At 38.9% G+C, this 16,924-nt stretch carries 22 protein-coding genes; 13 read left to right on the forward strand and 9 right to left on the reverse strand.

The window, feature by feature from the left end:
- The first annotated feature begins 101 nt into the window (after nucleotides 1-101).
- From EWV66_RS05765 to EWV66_RS05775, 3 genes are all read left to right on the forward strand, one after another.
- Nucleotides 102-434, forward strand: a complete 333-nt coding sequence (locus tag EWV66_RS05765; RefSeq protein WP_287107897.1) for a DUF433 domain-containing protein — start codon at nucleotides 102-104, stop codon at nucleotides 432-434.
- 179 nt (nucleotides 435-613) lie between these two features.
- Nucleotides 614-880, forward strand: coding sequence for a type II toxin-antitoxin system HicA family toxin (locus EWV66_RS05770; protein ID WP_128575491.1), 267 nt, complete (start codon nucleotides 614-616; stop codon nucleotides 878-880).
- A complete protein-coding gene (locus EWV66_RS05775) occupies nucleotides 855-1,076 on the forward strand; it encodes a type II toxin-antitoxin system HicB family antitoxin (RefSeq protein WP_052277980.1) in 222 nt (73 codons plus the stop codon). The genes EWV66_RS05770 and EWV66_RS05775 overlap by 26 nt, the downstream gene beginning before the upstream one ends.
- Nucleotides 1,077-1,151: 75 nt before the next feature.
- On the opposite strand, the gene EWV66_RS05780 is transcribed toward EWV66_RS05775, so the two are convergent.
- The 6 genes from EWV66_RS05780 to EWV66_RS05805 all read right to left on the reverse strand — a co-directional run bounded on the left by EWV66_RS05780 (nucleotide 1,152) and on the right by EWV66_RS05805 (nucleotide 5,946).
- Nucleotides 1,152-2,528, reverse strand: coding sequence for an MlaD family protein (locus tag EWV66_RS05780; RefSeq protein ID WP_052277981.1), 1,377 nt, complete (start codon nucleotides 2,526-2,528; stop codon nucleotides 1,152-1,154).
- Between the two features lie 114 nt (nucleotides 2,529-2,642).
- Nucleotides 2,643-3,422, reverse strand: a complete 780-nt coding sequence (locus EWV66_RS05785; RefSeq protein ID WP_002776950.1) for an ABC transporter ATP-binding protein — start codon at nucleotides 3,420-3,422, stop codon at nucleotides 2,643-2,645.
- Between the two features lie 27 nt (nucleotides 3,423-3,449).
- Complete coding sequence (locus EWV66_RS05790) at nucleotides 3,450-4,082, reverse strand: 2OG-Fe(II) oxygenase (protein WP_052277982.1); 633 nt, start codon at nucleotides 4,080-4,082, stop codon at nucleotides 3,450-3,452.
- A 222-nt stretch (nucleotides 4,083-4,304) separates the two neighbouring features.
- Complete coding sequence (locus EWV66_RS05795) at nucleotides 4,305-5,243, reverse strand: DNA-methyltransferase (RefSeq protein WP_052277983.1); 939 nt, start codon at nucleotides 5,241-5,243, stop codon at nucleotides 4,305-4,307.
- Complete coding sequence (locus EWV66_RS05800; RefSeq protein ID WP_287107898.1) at nucleotides 5,240-5,485, reverse strand: hypothetical protein; 246 nt, start codon at nucleotides 5,483-5,485, stop codon at nucleotides 5,240-5,242. The genes EWV66_RS05795 and EWV66_RS05800 overlap by 4 nt, the downstream gene beginning before the upstream one ends.
- Nucleotides 5,479-5,946, reverse strand: a complete 468-nt coding sequence (locus tag EWV66_RS05805; protein ID WP_287107899.1) for a restriction endonuclease — start codon at nucleotides 5,944-5,946, stop codon at nucleotides 5,479-5,481. The genes EWV66_RS05800 and EWV66_RS05805 overlap by 7 nt, the downstream gene beginning before the upstream one ends.
- A 374-nt stretch (nucleotides 5,947-6,320) precedes the next feature.
- Here EWV66_RS05805 and pheT point away from each other — a divergent pair, with 374 nt between their 5' ends.
- From pheT to EWV66_RS05820, 3 genes are all read left to right on the forward strand, one after another.
- Nucleotides 6,321-8,756: a phenylalanine--tRNA ligase subunit beta gene (gene pheT / locus EWV66_RS05810; protein ID WP_052277984.1), complete on the forward strand. Its 2,436-nt coding sequence runs from the start codon at nucleotides 6,321-6,323 to the stop codon at nucleotides 8,754-8,756.
- 368 nt (nucleotides 8,757-9,124) lie between these two features.
- Nucleotides 9,125-9,466 (forward strand): type II toxin-antitoxin system RelE/ParE family toxin, encoded by a 342-nt coding sequence (locus tag EWV66_RS05815; protein WP_002763716.1) that lies wholly within the window; start codon nucleotides 9,125-9,127, stop codon nucleotides 9,464-9,466.
- 4 nt (nucleotides 9,467-9,470) lie between these two features.
- Nucleotides 9,471-9,812, forward strand: a complete 342-nt coding sequence (locus EWV66_RS05820) for a helix-turn-helix domain-containing protein (RefSeq protein ID WP_002763718.1) — start codon at nucleotides 9,471-9,473, stop codon at nucleotides 9,810-9,812.
- An 11-nt stretch (nucleotides 9,813-9,823) separates the two neighbouring features.
- Here the strand turns inward: EWV66_RS05820 and EWV66_RS05825 are convergent, their stop codons facing one another.
- The 3 genes from EWV66_RS05825 to EWV66_RS05835 all read right to left on the reverse strand — a co-directional run bounded on the left by EWV66_RS05825 (nucleotide 9,824) and on the right by EWV66_RS05835 (nucleotide 12,530).
- Nucleotides 9,824-9,976 (reverse strand): PIN domain-containing protein, encoded by a 153-nt coding sequence (locus tag EWV66_RS05825; protein ID WP_072923905.1) that lies wholly within the window; start codon nucleotides 9,974-9,976, stop codon nucleotides 9,824-9,826.
- A 293-nt stretch (nucleotides 9,977-10,269) separates the two neighbouring features.
- Nucleotides 10,270-11,223, reverse strand: a complete 954-nt coding sequence (locus tag EWV66_RS05830) for a glycosyltransferase family 2 protein (RefSeq protein WP_072923947.1) — start codon at nucleotides 11,221-11,223, stop codon at nucleotides 10,270-10,272.
- Between the two features lie 23 nt (nucleotides 11,224-11,246).
- Entirely contained in the window at nucleotides 11,247-12,530 is a 1,284-nt protein-coding gene (locus tag EWV66_RS05835) for an O-antigen ligase family protein (protein ID WP_287107900.1), read from the reverse strand.
- 811 nt (nucleotides 12,531-13,341) lie between these two features.
- Between EWV66_RS05835 and EWV66_RS05840 the strand changes: the two genes are divergently transcribed.
- The 7 genes from EWV66_RS05840 (at nucleotide 13,342) to EWV66_RS05870 (ending at nucleotide 16,621) form a co-directional block, all read left to right on the forward strand.
- The gene (locus tag EWV66_RS05840) at nucleotides 13,342-13,581 is read left to right on the forward strand and encodes a UPF0175 family protein (RefSeq protein ID WP_002754053.1); all 240 of its coding nucleotides are present in this window, start codon (nucleotides 13,342-13,344) and stop codon (nucleotides 13,579-13,581) included.
- A gap of 387 nt (nucleotides 13,582-13,968) precedes the next feature.
- Entirely contained in the window at nucleotides 13,969-14,178 is a 210-nt protein-coding gene (locus EWV66_RS05845; RefSeq protein ID WP_002747310.1) for a hypothetical protein, read from the forward strand.
- Nucleotides 14,175-14,414, forward strand: coding sequence for a type II toxin-antitoxin system HicA family toxin (locus tag EWV66_RS05850; RefSeq protein ID WP_002747313.1), 240 nt, complete (start codon nucleotides 14,175-14,177; stop codon nucleotides 14,412-14,414). Before EWV66_RS05845 ends, EWV66_RS05850 begins: the two co-directional genes overlap by 4 nt.
- An 806-nt stretch (nucleotides 14,415-15,220) precedes the next feature.
- A complete protein-coding gene (locus EWV66_RS05855; RefSeq protein WP_072923908.1) occupies nucleotides 15,221-15,484 on the forward strand; it encodes a type II toxin-antitoxin system HicB family antitoxin in 264 nt (87 codons plus the stop codon).
- Nucleotides 15,477-15,716 carry a type II toxin-antitoxin system HicA family toxin gene (locus EWV66_RS05860; RefSeq protein WP_287107901.1) on the forward strand — a complete coding sequence of 80 codons (240 nt, stop codon included), beginning with the start codon at nucleotides 15,477-15,479 and terminating at the stop codon, nucleotides 15,714-15,716. Before EWV66_RS05855 ends, EWV66_RS05860 begins: the two co-directional genes overlap by 8 nt.
- Nucleotides 15,717-16,111: 395 nt before the next feature.
- On the forward strand, nucleotides 16,112-16,372 hold the full coding sequence (locus tag EWV66_RS05865; RefSeq protein WP_072923913.1) for a hypothetical protein: 261 nt from the start codon (nucleotides 16,112-16,114) through the stop codon (nucleotides 16,370-16,372).
- Between the two features lie 3 nt (nucleotides 16,373-16,375).
- Nucleotides 16,376-16,621 (forward strand): PIN domain-containing protein, encoded by a 246-nt coding sequence (locus EWV66_RS05870; protein WP_002768185.1) that lies wholly within the window; start codon nucleotides 16,376-16,378, stop codon nucleotides 16,619-16,621.
- Nucleotides 16,622-16,924: the final 303 nt, after the last annotated feature.

Consider the following 16,924-nt stretch of genomic DNA (forward strand, 5'->3'; position numbering starts at 1 on the left):
ATAGATGATTTCCTGACCTAAGATCACATTTTATTCTTTTTTCCACTTCAATCTAAGAATTGAGAAAAAAGCAAAACCTTATATTATACCATAAAAAAATTATGCAAGAGGTCTATTATTTTGAATTTGTAGCAGTAGATAATATTCAATTAAAAGGACATCGTATTGGCATTGAGGACGTACTGAAATACTATCGACAAGGTGATAGTCCTCAAGAAATTCTCCAAGAATTACCAACTCTAAATTTAGAAAAAATTTATGCCACTTTGACCTATTATTATCACAATCAAGCACAAATCGATCTCTATCTTGTCAAGCTAGAAAGACAACGGGAACAACATTATCAACAGTGGCTAGAAACATCATCTCCTTTAATTGATCGTTTAAGAAAAGCAAAAATTAAAAAGGAGCAGGAGTATTTACAAAAAGCATGAAAATTCGGTTTTTGCTGGATGAAAATTTATCTCCTAATCTCAAAACGATTGTAAGTAGTCGTGCCAAATTAATTGCCATTTTTGAGATAACTCTTGCAAGCTGATGGCTGACTGCGATGTATAAATGCGATCTCCTTCTTTTAACTTTAAGCTAAAATAGATTGAGTTCGTTGTGATCGATCGATGGGAAAAAAAGAAAAACTGCTAGGCTAGAAAAGGCCAAAAACTCGCCTCAAGGATTACGTTTTAGCGAATTTGAGAGTTTGCTTAATCTTTGTGGTTGGACTTTTGACCATCAAACAGGAAGTCATCACATTTGGTATTCATCCAAGAGAGTCCGTCTATCTATTCAACAGACAAAAAACGGTGAAGCGAAAGCTTATCAAGTTAAACAATTTTTAAAAATACAGGAGGAAGAAAATGAATCCAACCACCGAGGATTTTAACGGTTTTAGCATTAATATCTTCCAAGATGAGGAGGGAGATTGGATAGCATACTTAGTAGAAATTCCTAGCGTTTCCGCTTTTGCTGATAGCCCCCAAACAGCACTCAATCAATTAATTTTAGCTTGGGAAGGCGTTAAAGAAAGTTATCGTCAACATGGTGAAGAAATTCCTCATTTAGCTATGACAAAAAATTAGGCACACTAGCAGGGTCTTGAAAAATTTAGTACAAATGATCGGACTTTTTTTCCCAACCCCTAACCCCAAATTCTGCTACTCAGATTCAGGTTTCTTAGGGTCTTTTTCTGGGGTATTAGGGGCGGGATTTGGGGCTATTGTCGCAATTTGGGCGGCCATTCTTGTCATTGCTTGACCTTGGGCGAATTCCTGCTGTAGTTGTTCGCTAGAAGAAACCAAACGACTTAAACCCTGGATTAAACGGATAATTTCCTGTCGCAGTTGCGGATTACCGGTAATTTCATCCACATCCGAGGTGATTTTCTGAAGATTGGCAAAAGCAGCGCGAGAGGAGTCGAGGAGTTGCTGTAGGGTGACAACAGTGGCAGGATCGGAGAGATAAGCGGTAAAGTTACCCAAATTTTCGCTTAATTTAACAGCATTTGCCGAAATAGTGTTTAAATTCTCAATAATTTGGCTTTTCTGCACTTGCGTCAGAATCGGATCCAAAGCAGCGAGAGTAGTTTGTAGGCGATCGCTGGTAGTTTTGATACTATCGAGAGTGGCAATTAAACGATTTTGATTAGCTGCCAAAAAAACCCGCAGTTCTTCGGTGGTTTGTCCCACCAAAAGCAGCGTTTTTCGGGCCTCCACTAGGGTAGCGTCTAAATTTCTCAGGCCGCCACTTCCCTGTAAACTTCTCAGTAAAGTAGTCGCTTCCTGACTCAATCCCCCGACACCGGAAAGATCACTAGAAAGGCGATCGAGGGAACCGGATACTTGCGGTAAGGATTCTAGGGATCTCATCCCCGAATTAAGTTTACCCAGAGTACCGCTGCGACGAACCTCGCTTAAAGCGGTGGTTGCCTCACCACTAAAGCGATCGAGTCCTCCCAAGGCATTGGCAGCGCGCTGGGTAAAGGAACGAAATCCGGCCACCATATCGGGATCACTAACTAGATTAGAAATTCTCAGCAAAGATCTGATCAAGGTATTGACATTTAGTGCCGATTGCCCTTGTAAACGGGAACCGTTACAGATAATCACCTCCCCATTGCAGTTAGGACTCAAAGGGGGTTCTTTAACACCACCGACGGGTAAAGCTTGCAGGGGAGTAATATCGATCGTGGTTTCACCCACTAAACCGGATTGAATGGCTTCGATGAGGGAATTACTGGGAATTAGGCGATCTGCTGGCGAAATCTCCACTTCTACGGCGACTCCCTCCGGTTCTGGGGTAATTGCTGTCACTTGCCCGATTCTCACTCCCCGATAACCGACGCGGGTTCCCACCATCATGCCACCCACATTAGGAAAAAGGAAGCTGGCTCGATAACTGCGTCCCCCGAAGCTAAAATTACTTAACCAGGCGATTAACCAGATTAATATTCCCCCCGATGCGAGTAACATTAAACCGATACCACTTTGCCGCAGAGTTGGGGAAATCCCCCGTTGTGAACCGCCAGCTTCCATAAATAATTACTCCTCATCTCTACAGAGTATCTTACAGGAGAAATCGGAGGATTTCAGCGATCAGTGATCAGATGCGAGTTATCAGTTCACTGATTACTGTTTACTGTTTACTGATCACTGAATTGGTCCGTCGATACTGCCGGTAAAAAATTGCTTGAGTACGGGGATTTCGGAGTGATAAGCCTCTTGAGTCGGTCCAACCCATTGAAATTGACCTTTATAGAGAAAAACGATGCGATCGGTGGTATTTTCGATGGTGCTGTGGACGTGGGTGACAATGAGATGGGCCCCACAGGCTTTTTTTACTTTGAGAAGTTCCATAATTACCGTCTGGATGCGGGTAGAAGCGACGGGATCCAGTCCGGCAGTGGGTTCATCGTAAAGGAGAATGTTCGGTCGATCGGCGGCGATCGAGGGATCGCTGATAATTGCTCTGGCTAAACTGACGCGTTTTCGCATCCCTCCGGATATTTCAGAGGGATAGAGGTCGTAGGAACCGGACATTCCCACTAAATCCAGTTTTTCTTCCACTAAATCGCGGATTTCGGCTCGTTTTAGCTTTGAGTGGCGATAGAGAGCAAAACCGACATTTTCCCCGACGGTGAGGGAGTCAAAAAGGGCCGATTGTTGGAAAACTAGACCAACACCGAGGGGATCTTCCCCCTGTTCTACGGTTCTCTGACGTTTTGTACCGTATATGTACACTTCTCCTCGATCGGGGGCCAGTAATCCAGCGACTAACCGTAAAATGGTCGATTTTCCCGTCCCCGATGGACCGATCACGCCGATCGCTTCTCCTTCGTACACTTTCAGATCGACGTTATTTAAGATTACTTTCTTGCCGAAAGCTTTAGTTACTCCCCTTAATTCGACGATCGGTTCGCGCATCACCATCTAGAATATCTTTACAAAAATGCCCTTTTATTGTAGTGCAACGACCCGATCTTTCTTTTTTTTCTTTTCTGGTTTTATGGTTCGCGATTCTATCTGCATTTCGGGAATCTCTCGCAATTCTTCCGCATCTAAACGATATTGTTCGCAGACAAGACTGAGACGAATACCAGAACAGCTAACGGGATTAACTGAATGGGTGAGATCTCCTTGAAAGAGGATCAGGGTGTTAGCACAAGGACGAATCTGGGCCACGGAACGATTACGGTTTGCTAGTACCAGTTCCCCCCCTTGAATATCCCTAGGAACCTGTACATAAAGGACGCTAACTAGGAGCGGGGGATCGATTGTTTTACAATAGGAGCGCAGGGAGCGATCGATATGGGGATCGACGCGTGAACCGGTTTGTAGGAGTAAGGGGTTAAGATAAAAAGCGTTGCAGTCAGCTTGTAAACTGCGATCGAGATAGGGTTTAAAATAGGGAAACATTCGTTCGACTTCGCTGATTTGTGTGCGTCGAAAAGCGATGGAAAAGCCTTTGGTTTTAACGAAATCTCGATTTAAATTGTTAACTGTGAAGTGGGGACAAGCGAGGATCTGTCCTTGTAGTTCGCTCAGATAACTGGGAGTGAAAGCGTCGGGATATTGGGAATAGTAAGGCACGGATAGAATCGCAACGGGATGGCAATCTTTAGGATAGCTTGTTTTTAGGGGAGATGGGGATAATTTTCCCAGAAGTGTTTTGCCTGTGTGTATTTTAAGATAAGAGTTATTAAGAATGATGTTCTGATCGAAAGCTTGACTAACTCTCCTTAATTCTCCGAGGGATTTATTGCCGAGCCAATTTTCTACCGTAGCGGTTGTTATTGTTAACTTTTTGATTGACTAATCAAATACCTCAAATTCTTGTCCGATCTTGCCAAAATATTCCCCCAAACGTTGTTGAATGATATTAATATACTGATCTTCAATTTCAATACCAATAGTCTGATAACCTAATTCTAGAGCGGCAATTAAAGTTGTACCCGTTCCGGCAAAAGGATCGAGAACTATATGACTGTTATCCTGTGGTAGAAATAACTCGAGCAGTTTTCTAATCAATGATAAAGGTTTAATCGTACAATGCTCATCAAAATTTTCATCCCGTCCTTTAGAAAAGCCCTCTAAAATATTGGATTGAAAAGAGCCGTCATTTAGTATAGCTTTGAAGGGACCTAATCCAGTCATTTGTATAGTTTCAATATAATTGTTTTTTAGAGGCTTCTGCACAATAACTATAGCTTCCCATTCATTTCTCAGGCAAGTATGCCAACCTTGCCATTGTTTGGCATTAGTATCACCAATTTTGTCAAGTTTTTTCTCAATATTTAATCCTTTAGGAATGCCTGAATGTCGTCTATAAACCAGCACATCTCTAGCATAAAAACCAGCATTTTCAAGAGCAATCTGAATATGAGCCAGTGTTCTTGTGCTACTAAAAACAGCGACAACAGCCCCGCTTTTACAAACACGCATTAGTTCCTTTGACCAATCTGTTGCCCATTCAATATAATTGACCACATTTTCGCGATTGCGTTGATACCAACGCTCATTACGAACCCCACCGGCTAACCCACTTCCATAGGGAATATTTTTGACCAGTGTGGAACTGTTTTGAATACGTTCTCTGCGTCTTTGGATTTCATCATGATCCCAATTTCTGCCAATGAACTCATAATTATAGGGTGGATCTGTGATCACACAAGATATACTAGATTCTTCTAGTAAAGTGAGAAGTTCTCTACAATCACCGTGCAGAAGTTGCCATCTTTTTGAGATATTCATCGGGCAATATAAAACTCCTGTGTTTCAGAAAATTTATCAAAAGCTTTTAGCAAATCGAACCCACTGCGATCAAGTATATAATCAAAACTTTGTTGGCTCTGCAAAACAGTCCAGCCACCCAGATGACAAGCTTTAATCGCTGCTGGTAAGTTATCCGGCTCTTCTGGTTTCTGTGTGGAAACGAAGCCTATACTGATAGTTTCTTCGGCAAAATAGTCGTAAAAGTCTTTCTCCGTCAACATTTCACGATTCCATAAGCAAAAATTATCACACACAGTCGAGAAGAGCCGTTATCCTCTCGCACAATCAGTAAAATAGGTCTAAGTCCTCTTTCCTGTAATAGTTTTCCATACTGTTTAAACTTTTTAAGTGTGCCAGAATCTCCCGAACCAATTCTATATTTAGTATCAATGGCATCTCTACCTAAAATGCAGTCACAAGGTTGATCATCTGCAATCTTTAAAGCTGGTTGATAATCTAAACAATTAGCCTTAAAAACTTCTGTCACCAGACGTTGCCAACACATTCCTAGTTCCCTGCCCCAATACTGACGATTTTCCCTTTTTAAACTAGGAGTAATTCCAAATACCCTCATAAGCGAATCATAATCATCATTTTCTTCTCCATAGATTTTGTCACTAAAAGAACTTTGGTATTGTCTCAAAATTCCCTTGAGCAGGTTTTCTATTTGATCGGGTGGCATCAATAATCCTTTTTGATATAGATAGCTAACTACTGATTATCTCCCCAAATTATCGGTAATCTGTTCAAAGATAATAAGTAGCTGGTTATAATTAAATTAAAAATGGATTTTAGGTTCGATCCCCCCCTGCCCCCCTTAATAAGGGGGGTGCCGATAGGCGGGGGGATCCCCCCTGCCCCCCTTGATAAGGGGGGTGTCTGACAACTTTTAACACCTACCTACTTATCACCCCTGGCCAAGGAAAATGAGCGGTTATTTACACAGTTCTTCCATCCTCCCCCTAACATTTTAACAGCCGATCGTCCCTAATCTCTAAATCATTGACTACCCACGGTTTACAATAGTTAAGAACCAACGGCAAGCAAGAATTAACGATGCGGATTTCGATCAACTGGTTACGAGAATTAGTCAAAGTCGCCCAATCTCCCCAAGAATTAGCCGAATTATTGACAATTGCGGGAATAGAAGTGGAAGAGATCGAGGATCGCCGAGAATGGGCAAAGGGTGTGGTTATTGGTAAAATTATTGATCGCCAACCCCATCCTAATGCAGATAAATTAAGTGTCTGTCAGGTGGATATCGGTCAGGAAAATCTTAGTACAATTGTCTGTGGTGCGCCCAATGCTAGGGCTGATATTCTAGTTCCTGTGGCTACTTTGGGAACTTATTTAGCCAAAATCAATTTAACGATTAAACCGGCTAAATTGCGGGGGGTAAAATCGGAAGGGATGATCTGTTCCCTCGCAGAATTAGGATTAACTAAGGATTCTGAAGGAATCCACATTTTTAGTCAGGAAAATCTCCCTTTAGGTACAGATGTTCGTCCCCTTTTAGGACTCGATGAGGTGATTTTAGATATTTCTCCCACCGCTAACCGTGCCGATGCTTTGAGTATGATCGGAGTTGCGCGGGAAGTGGCAGCTTTGACAGGAGGAGAATTAAGCCTACCAAAAGTGAAATTAGGGGAATTTTCCCCTAAAAAAGATTTAACGCTGGAAATATCAGAAAATAAAGCTTGTCCTGCTTATATTGGTACGGTGATCGAGGGGGTAAAAATTGGCCCATCTCCGCTATGGTTGCAACAGCGTTTACAGGCTGCCGGATTGCGATCAATCAATAATGTGGTCGATATTACTAATTATGTCCTCTTGGAGTGGGGACAACCCTTACACGCTTTCGATTGCGATCGTTTACAGAGTTTTGCCGGAGGTAAATCCGTTACTATTGGGGTCCGTTTTGCTGAGGAAGGGGAAAAAATCATTACCCTTGATGGTCAGGAAAGAAGCTTAAAAGAGCTTAATTTATTAATTACTGCCAATAATAAGCCTGTAGCTTTAGCGGGGGTGATGGGAGGTCAAGATACGGAAGTTAACGAGGAAACCGTTAATCTTGTGCTAGAGTCGGCTTTATTCGATCCGATCGCTATCCGTCGTTCCTCAAAAGCGCAGGGTTTACGCAGCGAATCTTCCGGACGCTATGAACGCGGTGTTAATCCCGCCGCTTTGGAATATGCTTGTCAAAGGGCGATCGATTTGATTCTAGAGTTAGCTGGGGGAACTGTCAGCAGTCAGGTTAAAGCTGATTATCGCGCCGATCAGTCCAGTGGTTCGATCGAATTGCGTTTAGAACGTTTGCAGCAAATACTGGGTCAAGTTACCCTAGATGATGGTGCGATCGGTGAAATTCTCGCCGAAGATGTGGAGCGGATTTTAGGCAATTTAGGCTGTGAATTGCAGTTAACCTCAAAAAATCCTGTTCTGTGGACTGTAACAGTGCCAGACTACCGTTATCGGGATTTAGAACGAGAAATTGACTTAATTGAAGAAGTGGCGCGACTGTACGGATACGATCGCTTTGTCGATACTTTGCCGGCAAAAACCGCAGCCGGAGGATTATCCTTTGAGGAAACTATACAGCGTCGGCTGCGGGAAGCTTTTCGCGCAGTGGGTTTGACGGAATTAGTCCAGTATTCCCTAGTTAAACCGGAATTAGCGGAAGTTGTCCTCGCTAATCCCCTTTTTGTCGAGTATTCTGCTTTGCGGACTAATCTCCTAGACGGTTTAATCGAAGCGTTTGAGTATAATCAGTCTCAGGGTAACGGTTCCTTAAATGGCTTCGAGATCGGGCGAGTTTTCCGCTTAGAATCGGATAATATCAACGAATACGATGCAATTGCTGGTATTTTCGGTGGTGATTTCTTCCCTGCCGGACGTTGGCTGCGATCGGGTAAAGAGGTGGCCATGACTTGGTATGAAGCAAAAGGCATTTTAGAAGCAGTATTCGATCGCCTTTCGCTGACAGTAAGCTACGAAAAATATGGCGAAGATGCGCGTTTTCATCCCGGACGAACAGCCTCTTTATGGATTGGCAAACAACGCCTAGGTATATTCGGTCAACTACACCCGCAATTGCGTCAGCAAAAAGGATTAATTGAGGCAGTTTATGCCTTTGAAATCCAGTTCCCGATCCTGTTAGCAACTCTTAGGGATAGTGCCAAAATTACCCCACGTTTACAGGTCTATTCTACCTATCCGGGGGCAGCGCGAGATATCGCCTTCTTTGTTTCCACAGATATACCCGTAGATAGATTGACAAAAACTATCAAAAATGCTGGAGGTAATCTCTTAGAAAAAGTTGAATTATTCGATCGCTATCAGGGGCAGAATGTGCCAGAAAATCATTGTAGTTTGGCCTTTAGTTTAGTCTATCGTGCCAGCGATCGAACTTTAACCGATGAAGATGTGGAACCTTTAATGACAAAAGTGCGAGAAGCTTTAGTTAAACAGTTCCAAGTTTCTTTAAGAAGTTAAATTCAGCGCTCAGTTAACAGTTATCAGACATCGGCCTTATAATTAGGTAGACGTTAAAAATTATCAGATGCCCCCCTTATTAAGGGAGATCCCCCCGCCTACCGGCACCCCCCTTATCAAGGGGGGCAGGGGGGATCGAACCTAAAATCCATTGTTAATTTAATTATAACCAGCCATTTATTATCTCAAGAATAATCTCACACATCGCTATCAATATCGCTGATTGCCTCTAATTGTTACCAATCAGTTTGAGAGTTGCTCAAAGTAGGTTCGCTGTTCATATTTCGTCGCTCCGCCACCTTTGAATTGTTAGATAGTAGTGAGGCGATTGCCATATTTTAGTACATCAGATATGATATAAATACATCATGGCTGATCAAAGCAAACCTTTAGCTTGGCTGCATGGTGAGATCAAGACCCCACCTTTCAGTTTAGAAGCACGGATCGAAGCGGGTGTCTTACTCAGGCAACTACAGGAAGGCGAACCTCTTGGTTTGCCACATTCGCGTCCTATGCCAAGTGTAGGCTATCATTGTCATGAGCTACGCATTAGAGACATCGATAAAAATTGGAGGATTATTTATCGAATTGATGAAGATGCAATCTTGATTATTGAGGTGTTTAATAAGACAACAAGAGCAACACCCAAAAGTGTAATTGAGGTTTGTAAGAAACGCTTGAGTAAATACGATACTGATCAGCAGGAATAAGAGGATGGAAGAGACTAAAAAAGGGCTTTTGGAATCAAAAGGCTGGAAAATCGGAACCGTTTCCGACTTTTTAGAGTTAACGCCCGAAGAGATTATCCTTGTTGAAATCAAACTAGCTCTTAGCAAAAGTTTGAAAAGTCAGCGGCAGAAGATAATGACTCAAAGTGAACTGGCCAATAAAATCGGCTCTAGTCAACCTCGGATTGCCAAAGCTGAAAATGGCGATCCGTCAGTTTCACTGGAATTGCTTATCCCATCGCTGTTGGCAACAGGTGCCACTCCTCAAGACATCGGACAAATCATTGCCAGTGTCAAAGGCGTTGCTGAATCAAGACCTGAATGCTAATTTTGTGCATTCTATCCACTAATGTTAGTTATTGTCGTTGATGCGATAAATCCCTGAATTTCCCCAGCATCAATACGCTCAAATAATCTTGCTGCTTTTTCCACAAATAGCTCTCGTTCTTGTAGAAAATCAAGAATGACATTGTTATCAATCAGAACTCCCATTACTGATGCTTCTCGATCAGATAGGTTACATAATCGGTTGGGGCGTTAGTTTCCCCTGTAGCTGCCGAAATCTCAGAAACACCTCGCAAGCGCAACAGATTTCCCCGCTTGGATTTGAGGTTTGCTTCCCGTTGTTTAGAATGTATGAACAAGGTGAAATCACCCTAGAGGGATTAGCAAGAAAAGCTCCTCTCATTGCCCGTGCTATTGAAAAGCAACAGGAAATCTCTTAAATCCTAGACAAACAAAAAAACATTAGTATTTCGGCATCTAGTCGGGTATTGGCTGTACCATTATTTAATATCAATTTGCTGTAATTCTGGTAAAAGTTCTTTAAATAAAAGCCTAAATCTTTTTATACATATTATTTTAAACATCAATTTTAAAGCATCCCAATTAATTGCATCATAGGGGACAAATTCTAGGACAATTTTTATGTTTAATTTTTTGATACAAATCAAAAGCCAATGCAGGCAAATATAATCTTCTATAACTGACAATTCTGGTAACTTTTCCCGATGTTTAGGATGTACCATGTCATAAATTTTTTGTTTGATTAAAATATTTTTTTTGCATCGCTCTTTTATTGATATATTGCTATGGCAACATCCCGACCATACTCTTTTAAAACATAGACACTTACCGACAAATACAGCATCGCCGTACTTGGCAATTTCTATCCATGAGTTAATATCATCATAATTACCGTCAAAGTCTTTATCCCAGCCTCCCGATCGCAAAAATGCTTTTTTTTGAAAAGCAACTTGAACAGGTGTTCCCAAAGGACAGATATCCAAAAGCATACCGTAGTGTATGTCTTCTTGCCGAATACAAAGAGCTAAATTATTAAATTGAACTTGATGTTTATCATCGATAATGTTGCCTATTATATCAATTTTTTTTGCCTGACAAGAGCAAATAACAGCATCAGGAAAATAAACGAGAGATTTGCCGATAATTTCGATACATTCAGGCATAATATAATCATCATCATCAATCAGCTTAATCCATTCTCCTTTGGCAATTTTGACTCCAATATTAACACTTTCTGAATGTCCTAAATTTATCGAGTTGCGATGATATATAACTCGATCACCTAACTGCTTGATATATTCTTCAGTTTGATCAGAAGAAGCATCATCTACAACAATAATTTCACAGTTTATAGTTTGATTGATTGCCGATTCTAATGACCATTTTAAAAATGGTAAGCGATTATATGTTGTTATAACAATACTGAATTTCATGAGCATTTACAAGAATATTTAGTTTAGGTAAAATATTTTCTTTTTTTATTATTTGTTAAGCCATGAATCGCTGACAAAATCGACCAAGATATAAGATTGACTCTTTCATCAAAAATAGTAACATCAAAGACATGAAATAATATAGAAGCAAAAAAAGCTGTTAAATAAGTAAATATAATCAATTTTTCTTCTGAGTTATCCAGATTTATTTTGGTTAAAAGTATAATCCCTTTTGCCAATATCCAGCCAACTAAAAAATAGAAAAAAACTGTCCAGGGAATCCCCACTTCAGACAGAAGCATCAGTGTTAAGTTGTGTGAATGTCCTATTACTATCTGAGATTGAGGCTGATAGAGATGTTTAAAACTTCCTAAACCCCATCCTTTCCAAGGTGACTTAAGGGCTAAATGCCAGGAGAATTTCCACAGAGTTATTCGGAGAGTTTCTACATCTCGATTAGGATAAAATTGATCGTTTATTCGAGCCCAAATAAACATTGGAACAATTAATCTAAACCAATCTCTTACTGGAGGATTGCCAAAAGCAGCGATAATAATCGCCCCGCTCACGATTGCTACTGTTAGCAAAATCCATCGCCAGCCTAAATAAATAGCAAAAGCAAGACAAGTTACCAATGTAGTCATCCAACCATTACGAGAATGAGTTAAAATTAGAGCAATAAATGTTAGGGAATTGATGACCAAAAGCAGACTAAGATAAAAAAATTTTTTATCAGTATTCGATTTTCTTAACTCTAGAATTATTAAGCCCAGTCCCAACACCCAAATAATAGTTAGAAAACTTGCTAGAAAATTAGCATGATAAAATAAAGATGACATCCTACCAGAAGGATTGCCCATTGCTCTTAAATACCATCCAGGGATCAATATATTTTGTATTTCTCCTTGTAACCCCCACCAAATTTGTCCAAAGCCTAACACGGTTATAGGAACTGAACCAAAGTATATTATCCTTGCTAATTGTTCTAATGTACTCACTGAGTAAAGTAGTTGGCTGAGTCCAGCAAAAATAATGAAGTAAGGGAAAAAATTTATCAATCCAGAGATGGCAGAAACCCGATCAAAGGCAAAAAGGCTGGTCATTATTAATGAGCCACCTAAGATAGCAAATCCCCAATTAATATATTGAGAAATAATGACTCTATATTTTAATCTAAAAATTATTATAATCGCTGTACAAATAACTAACATTCCCCATAAGGGGTTGATAGGCAACAGCAAAAAACTAATTTGAGTTAAATACCAAGGAATGTTTAGCTTCAGATCGGGATGTTTTGTTAAAAACATAATGTGTCATCTATTACTTAAATAACTTGCATTGACTCAATATTTCAAGATGCTATCCTTAGAGTATATCAACTCATCATGGTGTTGCCATGGTGTTAAGCTTTTCGACGTTTAAGTTGATCGAGTAATCGATGTCAGCCAAAGGCTTCAAGCATCGACAATCTAAATTTAAATGCGTCTGAGCTTACTGCTGGAATATACACCGTTCGCCGTCCCCAAAACCTCCCCAACTATTTAACCCGCAGTGCGGGTTAAGCTTAAAAACTATCAAACCATCAATTAATGGTTTCCATCATCCTAAGACCGTTTTTTTCTACCGTCAATAGGATATAAATTATGCTTATTTTTTTTTTTTTCATCAGGTTTATTTATAAATCAGAGAAAATCAAATTAAATTCGGTGCGGTTAAACCTTGATTTCTCCTACCAGCCACCTGATTAACTTGACTCAGAGTCGAGAAAACGGGTTTCTTTAAGAAACCCGTTTTCTCGATCCTATAGTCACATATTTCTTAACATAAAATTTGACAAAAAGAGAAAAGTATTAATTCCAGCAATTCTTTATAATTCTCTAGATGACTGGGAAAACCCGAACCCTAGAGTGATAGAGAAAACAATTGAGGAATTCAAAAGGCGAACTCGGAGTTAATTGATGAAGTGCGATCGCTTTTTTGATCGGGTGCATTAACACAGTGTAATGCGCCTTATTTGTTGTCTATAATTTAAAAGATTGAGATAAGGGCAGTTGGTTGGGTTGATTTTGCGTTAAAATTAAGTTAGATATGTCTTAATTGATGAAACTTAGCAAGACAATGAATACTTCGATTACTTTTCAAGAAATTGCCGCCGAAATACAATTATTTGATAATATTGAACAAAAAGAACAATTTATTTTTGTGGTGGGTGCTTTAGTTTCTCGCATCATCAGTCTTCATAAAGCCGCAGAAATCATGGAAATGGATACAGAAATGTTCTTGAAAATTTTAGAATTAATGGGAATCGATTTTTCTTATCTTACTACAGAAGACATAGATAGAGAAAAAAAATGGTAATCTCTATGAAAATTGTTTTCAATTCTTCCCCTTTAATCTTTTTGTCTCAGTTAGAATTTTTAGAAAAATTCCTAGTGCGATCGCCGATCTGGTAGGTTGGGTTGAGGCACGAAACCCAACATGATCAACTATAGCAATTCTCTAACTTATGAGTACGATCGCCGATCTTGTAGTTGGGTTGAGGCACGAAACCCAACATGATCAACTATTAATTTATTTGGTTGGTGTTGGGTTGCACTTTGTTTAACTACATTTTGGCAATAAAGAGGCGATTAGGGTTGATAAACGGCGAACGCTAATCTTGTAAGCTTTAAAAAGTGCTATATAAAAAACTAAACAAACTATAATTAAAATTACTGCAAAAATTTAGAGAGTAAAGAAGGAAATATGACAGAAATAGTTTTTTTAGTGGAAGATGCACCGGAAGGGGGATATACAGCAAGGGCATTAGGCGAGTCTATTTTTACCGAAGCCGATGATTTACAGTCTTTACGAGAAATGGTAAAAGATGCCGTTAATTGTCATTATGATGATAGGGAAAATCGCCCTAAAATTATTCGTTTACATATTGTTAGGGATGAGGTATTTGCGGTATGAAGCTACCCAGAGATTTATCCAGTGATGACTTAATCAAAAAATTGTCTGAGTTAGGTTATGAAGTGAGTCGTCAAACGGGTAGCCATATTAGACTAACTACTTCTGAAAATGGTACACATCAGATTACTATTCCTGCTCATAATCCTGTCAAAATAGGCACTTTAAATAATATTTTGCGTGATGTCGCTCTACATTTTAATCTAAGTAAAGATGAACTATTAAAAAGACTGTTTTAAAATGGCGATCACCTGTAGATTGAGTGCGATCCAAGATGATCAATTATTAATTTATTTGGTTGGTGTTGGGTTGCACTTTGTTTAAGTAGTCATGCAAAATTAATTACCTGCCCGATCGAGCTAAAACCCTTACGGGGCAATGATCGTCATGTGTAAATAATTTTGCCTAGGTACTTAACTACATTTTGGCAATAAAGAGGCGATCGCTTTTATTTTAATAATCTTTCCTATTTTTCATGACTTCCTATCCACCCCCAAATATAATCTTCACCATCTTTAAAAGCTAAAGCTCTATAATTAATACCAAATCTTGCCGATCAAAATTCTCCAACTTTTTTAAAAGACAAAGAAGGATGGTTTAAGTCACTTTTTGAAAGCTCAAAATTCCTTCTTGCTAAAATTTGATTTGTTTTTCCCATTGTTGATCGTCTAACTTATTAATCCAATTTCTTAAATACAAAAATTCATCAGAAGTAAGGCTTTCAATTTCCGCTTGAGTTAATTGTAACTTTGTCATCTTACTATCTTTCCACAACAATAGTTCAAATTTGAGTTTTATATTATCATTTTTTATGTAAAAATGGGGATTTGTGATCGCATTTGGCAGAATATTAGAAGTGCGATCGCTTTTCTGATCGGGTGCATTATACTTTGTTAATGCACCTTATTTATTGTCTATTGATGAAATGATCCAAAGACGTTAATTTAAAAGATTGAGGTAAGGCAGTTTGTTGGGTTGGTCTTGTGTTAAAATTAAGCTGGAGTAAATTCTAATCCCCGATTAAAATTTCAACGGAACAATCACCATGAACTTTTATACCGTTATTCTGAGAAAAAGTGCAAATTATTGGGTTTCATTATGTCTTGAAAATGGATTAGTTGGACAGGGAGAAACTCAGGAAAAAGCTATTGAGAAACTAAAAGAAGCGCTTGAATCTTTTTGGGAGATTTATCATGATCAAGCCAATATATATACCAGTCCTATTCCTATAGACGAACTTCATGAATTTTTAACTGTGGGAGATTCTGAAACTCCCGAAACTTACGAACTCAGAAAAGTTTATGCCTAAAAATATTCCTTCTCTTAAACCCAAAGCACTAATCAAAATTCTTGAAAAAGGAGGCTGTCAATTTTATCGAGAAGGAAAAGGTGATCATAGTTTATATTGTAGAGTATTGTATAATCAACGTCGAATCGTTCCTATCGATATAGCTGCAAAAGAAATGTCCCCTGCTTATGTTTTACGAATTTTTAGACAATTTGGTTTTACAGATGAAGAAATAGAACATTTATTAAAATAGATGATTGAATGCGTTTTTTCAAACGAATAAATTATCTATTCTAGTACGCTTTATCTTAATTTTATTTCCAAAAGCTAAAATAAAGTGATAGCTACTTTTTTAAGGTACATTAACGCGAGAGTAAAACCCTCGATTGCTTGTTATAAATTGATTTAATGATTAATTTTCACCCAGTCATCGTCGATAAATTAGCCTCCCTTAAAAACAGGTAAAGTGACTATCACCATTTTGCGTAATTTTTCGCTCTGGTAATGAACTTTTGATTAGGAAATGATCCAAAGACGTTAACTTAAAAGATTGAGTTCAGGGGAGTTTGTTGGGTTGGTCTTGTGTTAAAATTGGGTTAGGGCTAGTCTGAATCATTTATCCTGTATCATTTAACGGTGGAGAAAACTATGCTAAAAACCTTTAAAGCAATTTTGAAAAATAATACCCTTCAATGGCTTGATGAAACCCCTGAAATCAACTCAGAATATCCTGTTAATGTTTATATTACCTTACTAGAAGAAAATATCATTGGTGAAAATCGATCTAACGGTCAAAAAATGGCCAATGCTTTGAAAAAAATTGCTAACAATAATACTTTTACTGATGTTGATACCCAACAGTGGCAACAACAAAATCGGTGCGATCGCTCTCTTCCTGATCGGGATTAAATCATGTTATTAGATAGTAATATTATTATCTATGCCGCTCAATTGGAAAATGAGTTTCTCCGGGAGTTTATTGCAGAAAATTCTCCTTATGTCTCTGCTTTATCCTATCTGGAAGTTTTAGGCTACCATCGGTTAACTCATCAAGATAAAGTCTATTTTGAAGAATTTTTTACAAGCAGTAACTTTAAAATAAATCAGAAAGATGTCCTTAGAAGATGCCATTATTGCGGGAACAGCTTTCGTTTATAATTTAACAATTGTAACTCGCAATATTGATGATTTTAATTTTCTTAGTAAATTAAATCTAATTAGGGTTTGCTGAATAAGTACGGGCGAAGCATTCGGATAGAAAATCTACCTTTTCACCGATAGGTTATTGTCCGAATGCTTCGCCCCTACAGGACGCGGGCCGATGAAGACGCAAATTCAGCAAACCCTAATTAACCCTTTTCAACATTGGCCAATTGTCAATAGCTTTTGAGATGCTCTCACCCTGTAGAAAATCAAGAATATTTTTTAGGTGGAATAGGAAGATGAAATTTATCAATAAAC

Source organism: Microcystis sp. M_OC_Ca_00000000_C217Col (assembly GCF_007095585.1).
GTDB classification, from domain to species: Bacteria; Cyanobacteriota; Cyanobacteriia; order Cyanobacteriales; family Microcystaceae; genus Microcystis; species Microcystis panniformis.